General features: G+C 59.4%; 11 protein-coding genes. 10 read left to right on the top strand and 1 reads right to left on the bottom strand.

Features of this window, described 5'->3' with window-relative positions:
- Positions 1 to 15 precede the first annotated feature (15 nt).
- Positions 16 to 612, top strand: coding sequence for a cupin domain-containing protein (locus tag PMI28_RS21835; RefSeq protein ID WP_033063150.1), 597 nt, complete (start codon positions 16 to 18; stop codon positions 610 to 612).
- Here the strand turns inward: PMI28_RS21835 and PMI28_RS21840 are convergent.
- Complete coding sequence (locus PMI28_RS21840; RefSeq protein ID WP_007983935.1) at positions 609 to 1,541, bottom strand: helix-turn-helix domain-containing protein; 933 nt, start codon at positions 1,539 to 1,541, stop codon at positions 609 to 611. The genes PMI28_RS21835 and PMI28_RS21840 overlap by 4 nt on opposite strands.
- Positions 1,542 to 1,703: 162 nt before the next feature.
- On the opposite strand from PMI28_RS21840, the gene PMI28_RS21845 reads away from it, so the two are divergent.
- From PMI28_RS21845 to arnT, 9 genes are all read left to right on the top strand, one after another.
- A complete protein-coding gene (locus PMI28_RS21845) occupies positions 1,704 to 3,062 on the top strand; it encodes a glutamine synthetase family protein (RefSeq protein ID WP_007983933.1) in 1,359 nt (452 codons plus the stop codon).
- A 183-nt stretch (positions 3,063 to 3,245) separates the two neighbouring features.
- On the top strand, positions 3,246 to 4,334 hold the full coding sequence (locus tag PMI28_RS21850; protein WP_007983931.1) for a polyamine ABC transporter substrate-binding protein: 1,089 nt from the start codon (positions 3,246 to 3,248) through the stop codon (positions 4,332 to 4,334).
- Positions 4,331 to 5,632, top strand: coding sequence for an NAD(P)/FAD-dependent oxidoreductase (locus PMI28_RS21855; RefSeq protein ID WP_007983928.1), 1,302 nt, complete (start codon positions 4,331 to 4,333; stop codon positions 5,630 to 5,632). The genes PMI28_RS21850 and PMI28_RS21855 overlap by 4 nt, the downstream gene beginning before the upstream one ends.
- Before the next feature lie 240 nt (positions 5,633 to 5,872).
- The gene (locus PMI28_RS21860; RefSeq protein ID WP_007983927.1) at positions 5,873 to 6,469 is read left to right on the top strand and encodes a paraquat-inducible protein A; all 597 of its coding nucleotides are present in this window, start codon (positions 5,873 to 5,875) and stop codon (positions 6,467 to 6,469) included.
- Positions 6,466 to 7,122 carry a paraquat-inducible protein A gene (locus tag PMI28_RS21865; protein WP_007983925.1) on the top strand — a complete coding sequence of 219 codons (657 nt, stop codon included), beginning with the start codon at positions 6,466 to 6,468 and terminating at the stop codon, positions 7,120 to 7,122. Before PMI28_RS21860 ends, PMI28_RS21865 begins: the two co-directional genes overlap by 4 nt.
- Positions 7,103 to 8,779: a PqiB family protein gene (locus PMI28_RS21870; RefSeq protein WP_007983923.1), complete on the top strand. Its 1,677-nt coding sequence runs from the start codon at positions 7,103 to 7,105 to the stop codon at positions 8,777 to 8,779. Before PMI28_RS21865 ends, PMI28_RS21870 begins: the two co-directional genes overlap by 20 nt.
- A gap of 17 nt (positions 8,780 to 8,796) precedes the next feature.
- Positions 8,797 to 9,351 carry a PqiC family protein gene (locus PMI28_RS21875; RefSeq protein WP_007983922.1) on the top strand — a complete coding sequence of 185 codons (555 nt, stop codon included), beginning with the start codon at positions 8,797 to 8,799 and terminating at the stop codon, positions 9,349 to 9,351.
- Positions 9,352 to 9,875: 524 nt separating this feature from the next.
- Positions 9,876 to 10,532 carry a histidine phosphatase family protein gene (locus PMI28_RS21880; RefSeq protein ID WP_007983921.1) on the top strand — a complete coding sequence of 219 codons (657 nt, stop codon included), beginning with the start codon at positions 9,876 to 9,878 and terminating at the stop codon, positions 10,530 to 10,532.
- A 176-nt stretch (positions 10,533 to 10,708) separates the two neighbouring features.
- Positions 10,709 to 12,430 carry a lipid IV(A) 4-amino-4-deoxy-L-arabinosyltransferase gene (arnT, locus tag PMI28_RS21885; RefSeq protein WP_033063149.1) on the top strand — a complete coding sequence of 574 codons (1,722 nt, stop codon included), beginning with the start codon at positions 10,709 to 10,711 and terminating at the stop codon, positions 12,428 to 12,430.
- Positions 12,431 to 12,671 lie beyond the last annotated feature (241 nt).

The raw sequence follows: 12,671 nt of genomic DNA, 5'->3' as shown, positions 1-12,671 counted from the left end.
GGTTCGGAATTTTCCATGAGCAACAACAGCAAGACCCCGCCCGCCCCTGGCAACGCCGAACCGCATTTTCTCGGCACACGCATTCGCGGCCTGCGCAAACGTCGGGGCATGACCCTGGCGGAACTGGCGCAACAGAGCGAGCTCACCGCCGGCTACATCAGCCAGCTGGAACGCAACCTCGCCTATCCGTCGATTCCGGCGCTGTTCAACATTGCCCGCAGTCTCGGCGTCACCATCCAGTGGTTCTTCGCCAGCGAAGCGGTCACCGACCCGGAAGATGACGGCATTGTCGTGCGCAAGAACAGTCGCCTGAACGTGCATTATGAAGACGGCATTGTCGACCAGTTGCTGACGCCGCAAGCCAACCGCCAACTGGAAATGCTGCACTCGCGTTTCCCGCCCGGCACCTACAGCCAGCAAAGCTACAGCCACGATGGCGAAGAAGCCGGTTATCTGCTGTCCGGCAGCTTCGAACTGTGGGTTGGCGAGCGCTATTTCCAGCTCAATGAAGGCGACAGCTTCAGCTTTTCCAGCCAGGAACCGCACCGCTACGGCAACCCCGGCGATGTCGATGCGGTGGTGATCTGGGTGATTACACCGCCGACGTTCTAACGTCGGCCGCGACCGATGGGCTGCGCGACGCTCGCACGCTTGAGGGTGTCGCTCGGCAGTTCCTTGAACAGCGCCCGATAGCTGCTGGAAAACCGCCCCAGGTGCCAGAACGACCAGTGCATCGCCACTTCGGCCACGGTGGTTTGCGTCGGCGTGCGGCTGAGCAATTCGCGGCGGGCGCTATTGAGTCGGCGCAGGCGCAGCCATTGGGCCGGCGCCATGCCGGTGTAGGTCTTGAACGCATGCTGCAACTGGCGCAGTGAAACCCCTGCAACCTGGGACAGTTCCAGCAGGTTGAGGTGTTCTTCCGGGGTATCCGCCGCCCATTCCCCTACCCGCTTCATGATCGCCCGCTCTCCGGCACGGCGCTGCAATGCGCCCTGGTCGAGACCGACACAGGCGTTGTCGAGAATGAACAGGCAGTCTTCCAGCAACTGTTGGGTCAGCGCTTCGCGACTCGGTGGATCGAAGGTCTGCGACAGCCGCGTCAACGTCCCGCTGAGCCAGCGGCAGAACAGCGCGTTCTGCTGCGAGTTGAGCGGCGCCATGAACAGCCCTTCGAGCCGGGCGATGTCGAGGCTGTGGCGTTTTACAAACTCCGGCCCGAACACCACGGCGATTTCCTGGTAGTTCTCCGGAGTGATCCAGATGTTGCGACTTTCGCCATTCAACACGTACAGCGCGTTGTCGCCACGATCGAAACAGAACGACAGCGAGCCCTGGGGTGCACTGAAATTCTGCTCGACCCGGGTGTTCATCGACTCTTCGTAAATCTCCACACCCTGCAGATCCAGATAGCGCACCAGCCCCGCAAAATGCCCCGGCGACATCTGCTGGTAATGCTGAGTCCAACCCGGTGTGGCGCGGATTTGCTCGGCGACATCGGCGGTGTTGAAGGCTTGGACCTGGAGGGCGTTGAAACCTGTCATGGGGCGACCTTACGCACTCTTTTGGTGCGTTTTGTGCTGCTTAAAGTGGATAGATGGAACCGCAAGGGTCGCCCAAGATAGACCTCAACGCGCTACAGGGGAAGTGTCCGGCGGATGAAACCGGCCTCTCCTGGCGTTAATAAAACCAATAACGAGGTCTTTATGAATGTCCCTTTCGATCAGCTGTTCACTTGGCTGAAAGATCACAAGATTACCGAAGTCGAGTGCGTCGTCAGCGACCTGACCGGCATTGCACGCGGCAAAATTGCACCGACCAACAAGTTCCTGCATGAGCGAGGCATGCGCCTGCCGGAAAGTGTCCTTCTGCAAACGGTAACCGGGGACTTTGTCGACGACGACATCTACTACGACCTGCTCGACCCGGCCGATATCGACATGGTCTGCAAGCCGGACGCCGACGCCGTCTACGTGGTGCCATGGGCCATCGAGCCGACCGCCATCGTGATCCACGACACCTTCGACAAGTTCGGCAACCCGATCGAACTGTCGCCGCGCAACGTACTGAAAAAAGTCCTGCAGCTGTACACCGACAAAGGCTGGCGGCCGATTGTCGCGCCGGAAATGGAGTTCTACCTGACCCAGCGCTGCGAAGACCCGGACTTGCCGCTCAAGGCGCCGATGGGCCGTTCGGGCCGTGCCGAAAGCGGTCGTCAGTCATTCTCCATCGATGCCGCCAACGAATTCGATCCGCTGTTCGAAGACGTCTATGACTGGTGCGAACTGCAAGGCCTGGACCTTGACACGTTGATCCACGAAGACGGCCCGGCACAGATGGAAATCAACTTCCGTCACGGCAACGCACTGGACCTGGCGGACCAGATCACCGTGTTCAAGCGCACCATGCGTGAAGCGGCGCTCAAGCACAACGTCGCGGCAACCTTCATGGCCAAGCCGGTCGGCGACGAGCCGGGCAGCGCCATGCACCTTCACCAGAGTGTGGTGGACATTGCCACCGGCCAGCCGATCTTCGCCGATGCCGACGGCAACATGAGCGAACTGTTCCTGCATCACATCGGTGGCTTGCAGAAGTACATCCCGAAAGTGCTGCCGATGTTCGCGCCGAACGTCAACTCGTTCCGCCGCTTCCTGCCGGACACCTCGGCACCGGTGAACGTCGAATGGGGCGAAGAAAACCGCACCGTCGGCCTGCGCGTGCCGACCTCCAGCCCGGACGCCATGCGCGTCGAGAACCGTTTGCCGGGCGCCGATGCCAACCCGTACCTAGCGATTGCTGCCAGCCTGCTGTGCGGTTACCTCGGCATGGTCGAGCGCATCGAACCGAGTGCCGCGGTACAGGGCCGCGCCTATGAGCGTCGCAACCTGCGCCTGCCGATCACCATCGAGGACGCCCTGACCCAGATGGAAGAATGCGACACCGTCAGCCGCTACCTGGGCAGCAAGTTCGTACGGGGCTATGTCGCGGTCAAACGCGCCGAGCACGAGAACTTCAAACGGGTGATCAGTTCGTGGGAGCGTGAGTTCCTGATGCTCAGCGTCTAAGGCCCTCGCTCCCCCAAGGGATCACATATCCCCTGTGGGAGCGGGCTTGCTCGCGAAAGCGGTGTGTCAGTCACCATCCATGTTGGCTGACACGACGCCTTCGCGAGCAAGCCCGCTCCCACAGGAGGCAAATGATTTGCAAAAAATCACCTGAAGAATCCAATAACTCCAAGAGGTGTCGATATGCGTCTATTGAAATCCATGGTTCCGGTCGCGCTGGCAGCGATGTTCAGCGCCGGCGCCCAGGCTCAGCCACAGGTCAGCGTCTACAACTGGACCGACTACATCGGCGAAACCACCCTCGCCGACTTCCAGGCCAAAACCGCGATCAAGGTGATCTACGACGTCTTCGACTCCAACGAAACCCTGGAGGGCAAACTGCTCGCCGGTCGCACCGGGTATGACGTGGTGGTGCCGTCCAACCACTTCCTTGCCCGCCAGGTAAAGGCCGGTGCGTTTCTCAAGCTCGATCGCGAGCAGTTGCCGAACTTCAAGAACCTTGACCCGAAACTGCTGGCGCTGCTGGAGAAAAACGATCCGGGCAACTCGCACTCGGTGCCGTACCTGTGGGGCACCAACGGCATCGGTTACAACGTCGACAAGGTCAAGCAGGTACTGGGCATCGACCACATCGATTCCTGGGCCGTGCTGTTCGAACCGGAAAACATCAAGAAGCTCAGTGCGTGCGGCGTATCGATGATGGACTCGGCCGATGAAGTGTTCCCGGCGATCCTCAACTACATGGGCATGGACCCGCGCAGCGAAAACCCTGAAGACTTCAAAAAGGCCGAAGCCAAGTTGTTGGCCATCCGCCCTTACATCACCTACTTCCATTCCTCCAAATACGTCTCGGACCTGGCCAACGGCGATATCTGCGTAGCCTTCGGCTACTCGGGTGACGTGTTCCAGGCCGCCAACCGCGCCAAGGAAGCCAAGAACGGCGTGAACATCGCCTACGCCATTCCCAAGGAAGGCGCGAATTTGTGGTTCGACCTGCTGGCCGTCCCCGCTGATGCTGGCAATCCGCAACAGGCCCACACCTTCATCAACTACCTGCTTGACCCGCAAGTGATTGCCAAGGTCAGCGCGTCGGTCGGTTACGCCAACCCGAACCCGGCCGCCAAGCAGTACATGGACCCTGAACTGGTCAGCAATCCCGAGGTTTATCCATCCCAGGCAGTCCTCGACAAGCTCTATATTTCCACCACTCCACCGCAGTCGATCATGCGTTTGATGACCCGTTCGTGGAGCAAAGTGAAGTCCAACAAATGAATCAGTACACCAAGGAACACACCCTCTCCTATTACGCGGCGTCCGCCAAGGGCATGAAGCAGCGTCCAGCGCTGGCCTCGGATCTGGTGGCCGATGTGTGTGTGGTCGGCGCGGGTTTCACCGGCATCAACACCGCCATCGAACTGGCCCAGCGCGGACTCTCGGTGGTCCTGCTGGAGGCCCGGCGGATTGGCTGGGGTGCCAGCGGGCGCAATGGCGGCCAGTTGATTCGCGGCATCGGCCATGACGTCAGCGGTTTTGCCAGGCATGTCGGGGCCGAAGGGGTACGGTATCTGGAGCATGCCGGGACGGAATCGGTGCAGCTGGTCGGCAATCGTATCCGTGAGTTCGGCATCGATTGCGACCTGCGCTGGGGCTTTTGCGAACTGGCCAACACCCCGGCGCACTTCGCCGGACTGAAGGCCGAGCACGCCGAATTGCTTGAGTCCGGTTACGCCCATGAAACCCGCTTGATCGAACCTGGCCAGATCCGTGAACACGTGGTGGACTCCGGCGTTTACGCGGGCGGCCTGGTCGACATGGGCTCTGGCCACCTGCATCCGCTGAACCTGGCGCTCGGTGAAGCGAAAGTCGCCGAGTCCCTTGGCGTGCAGATCTTTGAGCAGAGCCCGGTGCTGGAGCTGATCCATGGCAGCACCGTGCAAGTGCGCTGTGCCAGTGGCACGGTGCGTGCAGGCACGTTGGTGCTGGCTTGCAATGCCCATCTGGAAGAGCTCGAACCGAAGCTCAGCGGCAAAGTGCTCCCGGCAGGCAGCTACATCATCGCCACCGAGCCGTTGTCCGAAGACGCCGCCAGGCAACTGATCCCGCACAACGTCGCGCTGTGCGACCAAAAAGTCGGGCTGGATTACTACCGGCTCTCGGCGGATCGGCGTTTGTTGTTCGGCGGCGCCTGCCATTACTCCGGGCGCGACCCGGCGGACATTGCTGCCTACATGCGTCCGCAGATGCTCAAGGTCTTCCCGCAACTGGCCAAAGCGCGCATTGATTTTCAGTGGGGCGGCATGATCGGCATCTCGGCCAACCGCTTCCCGCAGGTCGGGCGCTTGAGCCAGCACCCGAACGTGTTCTACGCCCAGGGCTACTCCGGTCATGGCCTGAACGTGACTCACTGGTGCGCCAAACTGTTGGCCGAAGCGATCCATGCCGGACACAGCAAAGGTTTCGACGTGTTCAGCGCCGTGCCCCACATGACCTTCCCCGGCGGCCGTGCCTTGCGCTCGCCACTGCTGGCACTTGGCATGTTCTGGTATCGGATGCGGGAAATGCTCGGCTGACACAATCCTGCCGGGCGCCCCCTGCCTACTGTGGGAGCGGGCTTGCTCGCGAAAGCGGTCGGACATTCAACATTGATGTCGACTGACCTACCGCTTTCGCGAGCAAGCCCGCTCCCACATGGTTCTGCGTATTCGCTCTTCTACCCATCCCCTTGTTTCGACTTTCGATTTGCTCAATTGCAAGGCACTTCTATATTGAGGGGGTGCTCTGAATTTCCTGCCTTCTGTTGAGCCTGGCCCATGGCATCTACCAATCAACTGATCATCTGCGAGCACTGCGACAGCGTGTACCAAAAAGTGACGCTCGCCAAACATCAGAAAACCCTGTGTACGCGCTGCGGCGGCGTGCTGCAGCGCTATAACGGCCTGACAGTGGAACAGCGTCTTGCGTTGACCTTCACCGCGCTGATGCTCTGGATATTCGCCAATTTCTATCCGGTGATGAGCATCAGCCTCAAAGGCTCGAAGAACAGCGCAACCCTCTGGGACTCGGTGCTGGCCCTGAGCCTGGGACCTATCACATTCATCGCCATGGTGGCGGCGATCGCCATGATCATCGCGCCGATTTTCCAGCTGTTGCTGCTGATCTGGGTACTGGGCTTCGCCCTCGCCCGGCAACGTGCACCCGGGTTCAAATTCTGCATGCGCTGGCTGGAAACCCTGAGGCCCTGGAGCATGCTCGAAGTCTGCCTGCTGGGTGCCATGGTCGCTGTCATCAAGCTCGCCGGGCTGCTTGATGTGCTGCCCGGAATAGGACTGTTTGCCCTGGCTGTGCTGAGCCTGATGATGATCCGCATCGCCGGACGCGATATCCGCGATTTATGGGACATCTTATGAGCTCGCCTCCGTACGCTGACGAACTCAACCTGTGCCTGTGCCACAGCTGCGGGCTGGCCTGCGACATGACTGGCGAGCCTCACGAATGCGAGCGCTGCGGCGCGCCTTTGCATCGACGCAAAACCAACTCGTTGACCCGCACCTGGGCCTACATGATTGCGGCCCTGGTGTTTTACATCCCCGCCAATTTGCTGCCGGTGATGAATACCAAAATGGTCGGTCATGGCGCCGACAGTACGATCATGAGCGGCGTGCTGGAGTTCTGGCAGGCCGGGGCCTGGGACATCGCCCTGATCATTTTCATTGCCAGTATCGCGGTGCCGGGCATCAAGTTCGTCGCCATCACACTGCTGCTGGTCACCGTGCAACGCGACAGTGAGTGGGCGCGTAAAGAGCGGTCGACGCTGTTCCGCTTCGTCGAGGTCATCGGCTACTGGTCGATGCTCGATGTGATCGTGGTCGCACTGGTCGCCTCGCTGGTGAAATTTCAGGCCCTGGCCGACATCGAGCCGCGCCCGGGCATTCTGTTCTTTGGTCTGGTGGTGGTGTTCACCATGCTTTCGGCAATGAGTTTCGATCCGCGCATGATCTGGGATAAAGAACGGGAAAACCCAAACAATGAGGAGGTCACGGATGAAGTCACAAGCCACTGACGGGCCGCAAGCCCCCGGACAGGCGCCGATCAAGACCCGCCGCTTCAGCGTTTCGCTGGTCTGGATCGTACCGATCGTCGCGGTGCTGGTGGGTATTTCGCTGGTGGTTCACAGCATCCTGCAGGAAGGCCCGACCATTGTTGTCACGTTCAAGACCGGGAGCGGCCTGACCGCGAATAAAACCGAGGTCAAGTACCGTAATGTGGTAATTGGCCAAGTCTCGGATGTGGAACTGAGCAATGACCAGAAGAGTGTGAACGCCACCATCAAGCTGGCCAAGCAGGCCGAAAGCTTTACCCGCGAGGACTCGCAGTTCTGGGTAGTGCGCCCGCGCATTGGAGCGGGCGGTGTGTCCGGTATCGATACGCTGCTGTCGGGCGATTACATCGGTGCCGATATCGGCCAGGCCAACGGCCGGGCAAAACACTTCACGGGGCTGGAGAACCCGCCACCCATCACCTACGGCGAGCCGGGCAAGCGTTTCACCTTGTTCACGCAGGATCTGGGGTCACTGGATATCGGCTCTCCGGTTTACTACCGCAAGATCCCGGTGGGCCAAGTGGTGGCCTACGCGCTGGACCCGGATGGCAAAGGCGTGAACATAGAGCTGTTCATCCATGCCCCCAATGACAAGTACGTCACCGAAAACACCCGTTTCTGGAACGCCAGCGGCATTGACGTGAACGTCGGCGCCAACGGTTTTGCGGTCAAGACCGAATCGTTGTCGTCCTTGCTGGTGGGCGGCATTGCCTTCCGCGCGCCCGACTACAGCCCTGGCGATAAACCTGCTGCGGCAGAGTACGCCTACGAACTGTTCGAGGACCAGCAATCCGCCCTCGCCCCGCCAAACGGCAAACCGCAGTACCTGGCCATGCGATTCGACCAGGCAATGCGCGGGCTCAAGGTTGATGCACCGGTGGAATTCCTCGGTGTGGAAATCGGCAAGGTGGTGGCGGTCAATCTGGATTACGACGAGAAGAGTCGTTCCTTTCCGGTCAACGTCGGCATCGTGATTTACCCGCAACGCCTGGGCAAGGCCCACGACAAGATGCTCAAGGCGCTCAAGCATGACCCCAATGACGAAGCCGCCGGTGTACGCCTGATCGGCACCTTTATCGATAACGGCCTGCGTGCCCAGGCCCGCACGGGCAACTTCCTGACCGGCCAGTTGTACATCTCCCTGGATTTCTACCCCAAGGCAGAAAAAGTCGCTTTCGATACCAACGCACGCCCGGTCATCATCCCGACCATACCGGGCAGCCTCGAGCAATTGCAGGAAAAACTCGAATCCATGGTCGACAAGATCAACAAACTGCCCATCGAGCGTATTGCCGGCAATCTCGACGGCAATCTCGTCGAACTGCGCAAAGGCATGGTGCAATTCAACGGCAAGATTATGCCGGGTGTGCAAACCACCTTGTCGGAAGTCAGCAAGACCCTGCAAACAGCCAATTCGACCTTGCAATCCGCCAGTTCGACCTTGGCCGAGGACTCGCCGCAACGGGAAAAACTGGGGCAGACCCTGGATGAACTGGGACGCACGTCGAGATCCTTGCGTGATCTTTCGGATTACCTGGGGCGACATCCGGAATCGCTGCTTCGCGGCCGTCCGGACAATGCCGCGCCCATGGATCTGCAAGGGCCACCGCGCAACTGAACACAGGAGCAACACCCATGGCTTTTCCGCTGAAGTTCACACTGGTCACCGCGCTGTTGCTGCTCGCCGCTTGCCGCAGTGACCCGATTCAATTCCACACCCTGACCCCGGCCCAGGTGGGCGATCACTCAAGGACCACCGTCGGGGTGATTCAGATCGAGAGCATCAGCGTGCCGCCCCAGGTCGATCGTGCGCAGATCGTCGTTCGCCAGGGCAACAGTGGCCTGGCGATTCTGGAAACCGAATGGTGGGGCGCGACCCTCGTGGATGAATTGAACAGTGCGCTGGCCGATCAACTGAGCAACTATCCTGCACAAAGCGGGTATTCGGTGCGGGTCGATGTGCAGCGTTTTGACTCGGTCCCCGGTCAATACGCATTGATGGACGTGAAATGGCGCCTGCGCAGTGCCGGCGAAAGCGAACCTGCACGGGTCATTTGCCGCAGTACCTTGCAAACCCCCTCAGGCCCGAGTATCGACGAACTGGTGCTTGCCCAGCAAAACAACATCAAGCGCCTGGCCGCGCTGATCAGCCAGGCTGCCGCGAAAAAACAGGCTGGTTGCCCCAATTAAGCAATTTCAGCCGAGACACCCTTTGTAGCAGCTGCCGAGTCCGCGAGGCTGCGTTCGGTTGCGAAGCAGTCGTAAAATCAGTCATTGCGCTACGTCAGGCAAGCCGCGTCAGCTGGACTCACGGCTGCCATGCAGCCGAACGCAGCCTCGCGGGCTCGGCAGTTGCTACTGATCGCATTAGCGCTTAACTGACTGGCATCAGGCTGGTTGCCCGTCCTCCTGACCTCGGTTTCTCCCCTTGAATCAACGGCGATAAGTTCGCCGTTGAGTTCAATCTCGTCGACCGCGTTAGTTTGCCGCTGTCATCCCACGCAGGAGCGAAAGATAACAATTCCCAGTAAGCAGCTAATTACCCGCTGGCCCCTCACTGCAAATTTTTCACATTCCTTTCACTGCTCCGACACCTGCGCAGATTTACTTTGTGCAGCAGTCAATTCGCTGAACTAAGTCTTGGCGGAAATTTTTGTGTTGTTTCAGACTTTTTTTAACAGCACTTTCCCTGGCGCTCCAAATGGTGGAAAAACTTGGTCAACTCCGTCTCGCGTAAACCGTCTTCGCGCCTCTTCAAATCGGTAGTGGCGGTGGGCACCCTGACCGTCGCCGCAGTGGTCACCGGTTTTTTCCTGTGGCCGAGATCCCCGGCCAACCTGGCCCATGAAGGGGCGCAAGCCCGGGCACAACTGCTGCAACAATGGAGTGCCGGCGAGATTGCGGTGCTGGTTCGTCATGCCGAGCGTTGCGACCGCTCCAGCAATCCTTGCCTGGGCCCGGCCGACGGCATCACCCGTGTCGGCAGCGAAGCGGCGGCCGGCGTCGGGCAAGGCCTGGCACGCCTGGGCCTGACACAAACCGACATCCTCACCAGCCCGGTGACGCGCACCGTGCAGACCGCGCATTACATGTTCAACAGCGACCCACGGACTCAGGAGTGGCTGGCTACCTGTGGCACGACCTTGCGTAACGATGTCGTGGCGCACAAGGTTGCCCATCGCAACCTGGTGCTGGTGACCCACAGCGGTTGCATCGCGGACTTTGAAAAGCAGAGCGGCTTGAGGCATTCAGCGAAGGACGCCGAGTACGGCAGTTCGTTGTTTGTCCACATCGATGGTAATGGGCAACTGCAAGTGCTCGGTATTGTGAATGCCGAAGACTGGAACACTCTGTTACAAGAAAAGAACTGAAATTTTTACGGCTCGAAAACTTTGCTACTAAGTTATTTCAAGTCGGACTGAATGAAGCCTGAACAAAACGGCGAGAAGTGTGATTCAACTTCTCGCCGTTCAATATCATTCCGACTTTCACTCTTGCAAGTTGCACATCACTCTTCAACCAGCCACCTCAGCGCCAAGGTCGAGACATGACGTCAAATCAGCCATTGCCAGATTTTGCTGGCCTTTCTTCCCGCCTGCACACCCCAACAGCGCCTGCTAACGAGCGCTGGATGTTAGTCGCCCTGGTATTGGCATTCTTCGCGTTCTACCTGCTACCACTGATGAGCCACGGTCTGTGGATTCCCGATGAAACCCGTTATGCCCAGATCAGCCAGGAAATGCTGCAGAACGGGAACTGGATCTCGCCGCACTTCATGGGCCTTCGTTACTTCGAGAAGCCGATTGCCGGGTACTGGATGATTGCCATCGGCCAAGCCGTGTTTGGCGACAACTTGTTCGGTGTGCGTATCGCGTCGGCGTTGAGCACCGGGCTGAGCGTGTGGCTGACCTGGCTTATTGCCCGCCGGTTCTGGGGCGATCCGCGCAAAAGTTTTGCTTGCGCGCTGCTTTACATGAGCTTCGGGCTGATTGCCGGCCAGGCCGGGTACGCCAACCTCGACCCGCAATTCACCCTCTGGGTCAACCTGAGCCTGGTTTCCCTGTGGTTTGCCATCGACAGCCGCACCACGCGTGCCCGTCTGGGTGCCTGGGTGGTCCTGGGCATCGCCTGCGGCATGGGCTTCATGACCAAGGGCTTCCTGGCCTGGCTGCTGCCGGCGGTGATCGCCCTGCCCTACCTCGTCTGGCAGCGTCGCTTTGGCGAACTGTTACGTTACGGGCCACTGGCTGTTGTGGTCGCCGCGGCTGTCTGCTTGCCCTGGGCGCTGGCCATTCATCACCAAGAACCGGATTTCTGGAATTTCTTTTTCTGGAACGAGCACGTACGCCGCTTCGCCGCCGACAACGCGCAACACGCGCGCCCATGGTGGTTCTACCTGCCGATGCTGGTGGTTTCTGTCCTGCCCTGGGCCGCGTTGTTGCCAACCACATTCATCCAGGCCTGGAACAACAAGCGTCAACCCGTCAGCGGTTTTCTCCTGCTCTGGCTGCTGTTGCCATTGGCGATTTTCAGCATGAGCAGCGGCAAGCTGCCGACCTACATCATGCCGTGCCTGTTGCCGCTGGCACTGCTGATGGGCGATGCACTGACCCGCCTGTTGCAACAGGCACGGGGACGGACGATTCGCTTCAATGGATGGCTCAACGTCGTCATTGCCACGTCGGCCCTGATTGCCCTGCTGTACCTGCAATGGCGCAAAGAGATTTTCGAGAACACCGAGATGTTCAGCCTGTCCCTGGCGTTCATCGTGCTGTTGGGCTGGATCATTGCCAACGCCCTGCAAATCCTGCGGCCATTGACGTTATGGGCGATGCCGGCCCTCGGCATCTGGCTGCTGGTGGCGCTGCTACCCGCCGCCATGCCGAGCCAGATTGTCGACAGCAAGATGCCCGACCGATTTATCGCCGAACACCTGGACAGTCTGAACCAGACCACCTCGCTGCTGAGCAACGACCTGGGTGCTGCTTCGGCCTCGTCCTGGCTGACCAAGCGACCGGAAGTAGCGCTCTACAATGTCGTCGGTGAATTGAAGTACGGCCTCTCGGATCCCGCCGCGGCCTCGCGCAAGGTGACCCTGCAGGAGGTCGGAGACTGGATGACCGAGGCGCGTAAAAAGGGCTCGGTCGGGGTGGTGATGCGGGTCAACAGTGTCGATGAAATTCAGGAAGTCGAGGCGCTGCCCATCGACGGAAAACGCTATCAACGCGGCAACCTGCAGATCCTGATCTTCCCGCAAATCCAGCCCTGATAGCCAGGACGTAAAAAACCCGAGAGGTCGAACCGGCCTCTCGGGTTTTTTCGTTTGTCGAACCACAGTGGACGCAGTGCTGCTAATCTGAATGAAAATTACATGTATTAACGGTTTTTTTGACGTTATTTTCTCATTTGGATCTCTACATTCCGTGCCATTCAAAACATGCAAATCATTCGCATTGGTTAACAGGCGTTTAAATGCGTATGATTTTCATAAAAATGCACCTGGAGCAGCC

The sequence above is a fragment of the Pseudomonas sp. GM48 genome (genome assembly GCF_000282335.1).
Lineage (GTDB): Bacteria > Pseudomonadota > Gammaproteobacteria > Pseudomonadales > Pseudomonadaceae > Aquipseudomonas.
The sequence above is the reverse complement of the archived record's forward strand: the minus strand, read 5'-3'. Positions and strand labels throughout refer to the sequence as shown.

Coding starts and splice junctions, on each gene's coding strand:
- PMI28_RS21835 (WP_033063150.1), top strand. CDS start 16: ATGAGCAACAACAGCAAGACCCCGCCCGCCCCTGGCAACGCCGAACCG.
- PMI28_RS21840 (WP_007983935.1), bottom strand. CDS start 1,541: ATGACAGGTTTCAACGCCCTCCAGGTCCAAGCCTTCAACACCGCCGAT.
- PMI28_RS21845 (WP_007983933.1), top strand. CDS start 1,704: ATGAATGTCCCTTTCGATCAGCTGTTCACTTGGCTGAAAGATCACAAG.
- PMI28_RS21850 (WP_007983931.1), top strand. CDS start 3,246: ATGCGTCTATTGAAATCCATGGTTCCGGTCGCGCTGGCAGCGATGTTC.
- PMI28_RS21855 (WP_007983928.1), top strand. CDS start 4,331: ATGAATCAGTACACCAAGGAACACACCCTCTCCTATTACGCGGCGTCC.
- PMI28_RS21860 (WP_007983927.1), top strand. CDS start 5,873: ATGGCATCTACCAATCAACTGATCATCTGCGAGCACTGCGACAGCGTG.
- PMI28_RS21865 (WP_007983925.1), top strand. CDS start 6,466: ATGAGCTCGCCTCCGTACGCTGACGAACTCAACCTGTGCCTGTGCCAC.
- PMI28_RS21870 (WP_007983923.1), top strand. CDS start 7,103: ATGAAGTCACAAGCCACTGACGGGCCGCAAGCCCCCGGACAGGCGCCG.
- PMI28_RS21875 (WP_007983922.1), top strand. CDS start 8,797: ATGGCTTTTCCGCTGAAGTTCACACTGGTCACCGCGCTGTTGCTGCTC.
- arnT (WP_033063149.1), top strand. CDS start 10,709: ATGACGTCAAATCAGCCATTGCCAGATTTTGCTGGCCTTTCTTCCCGC.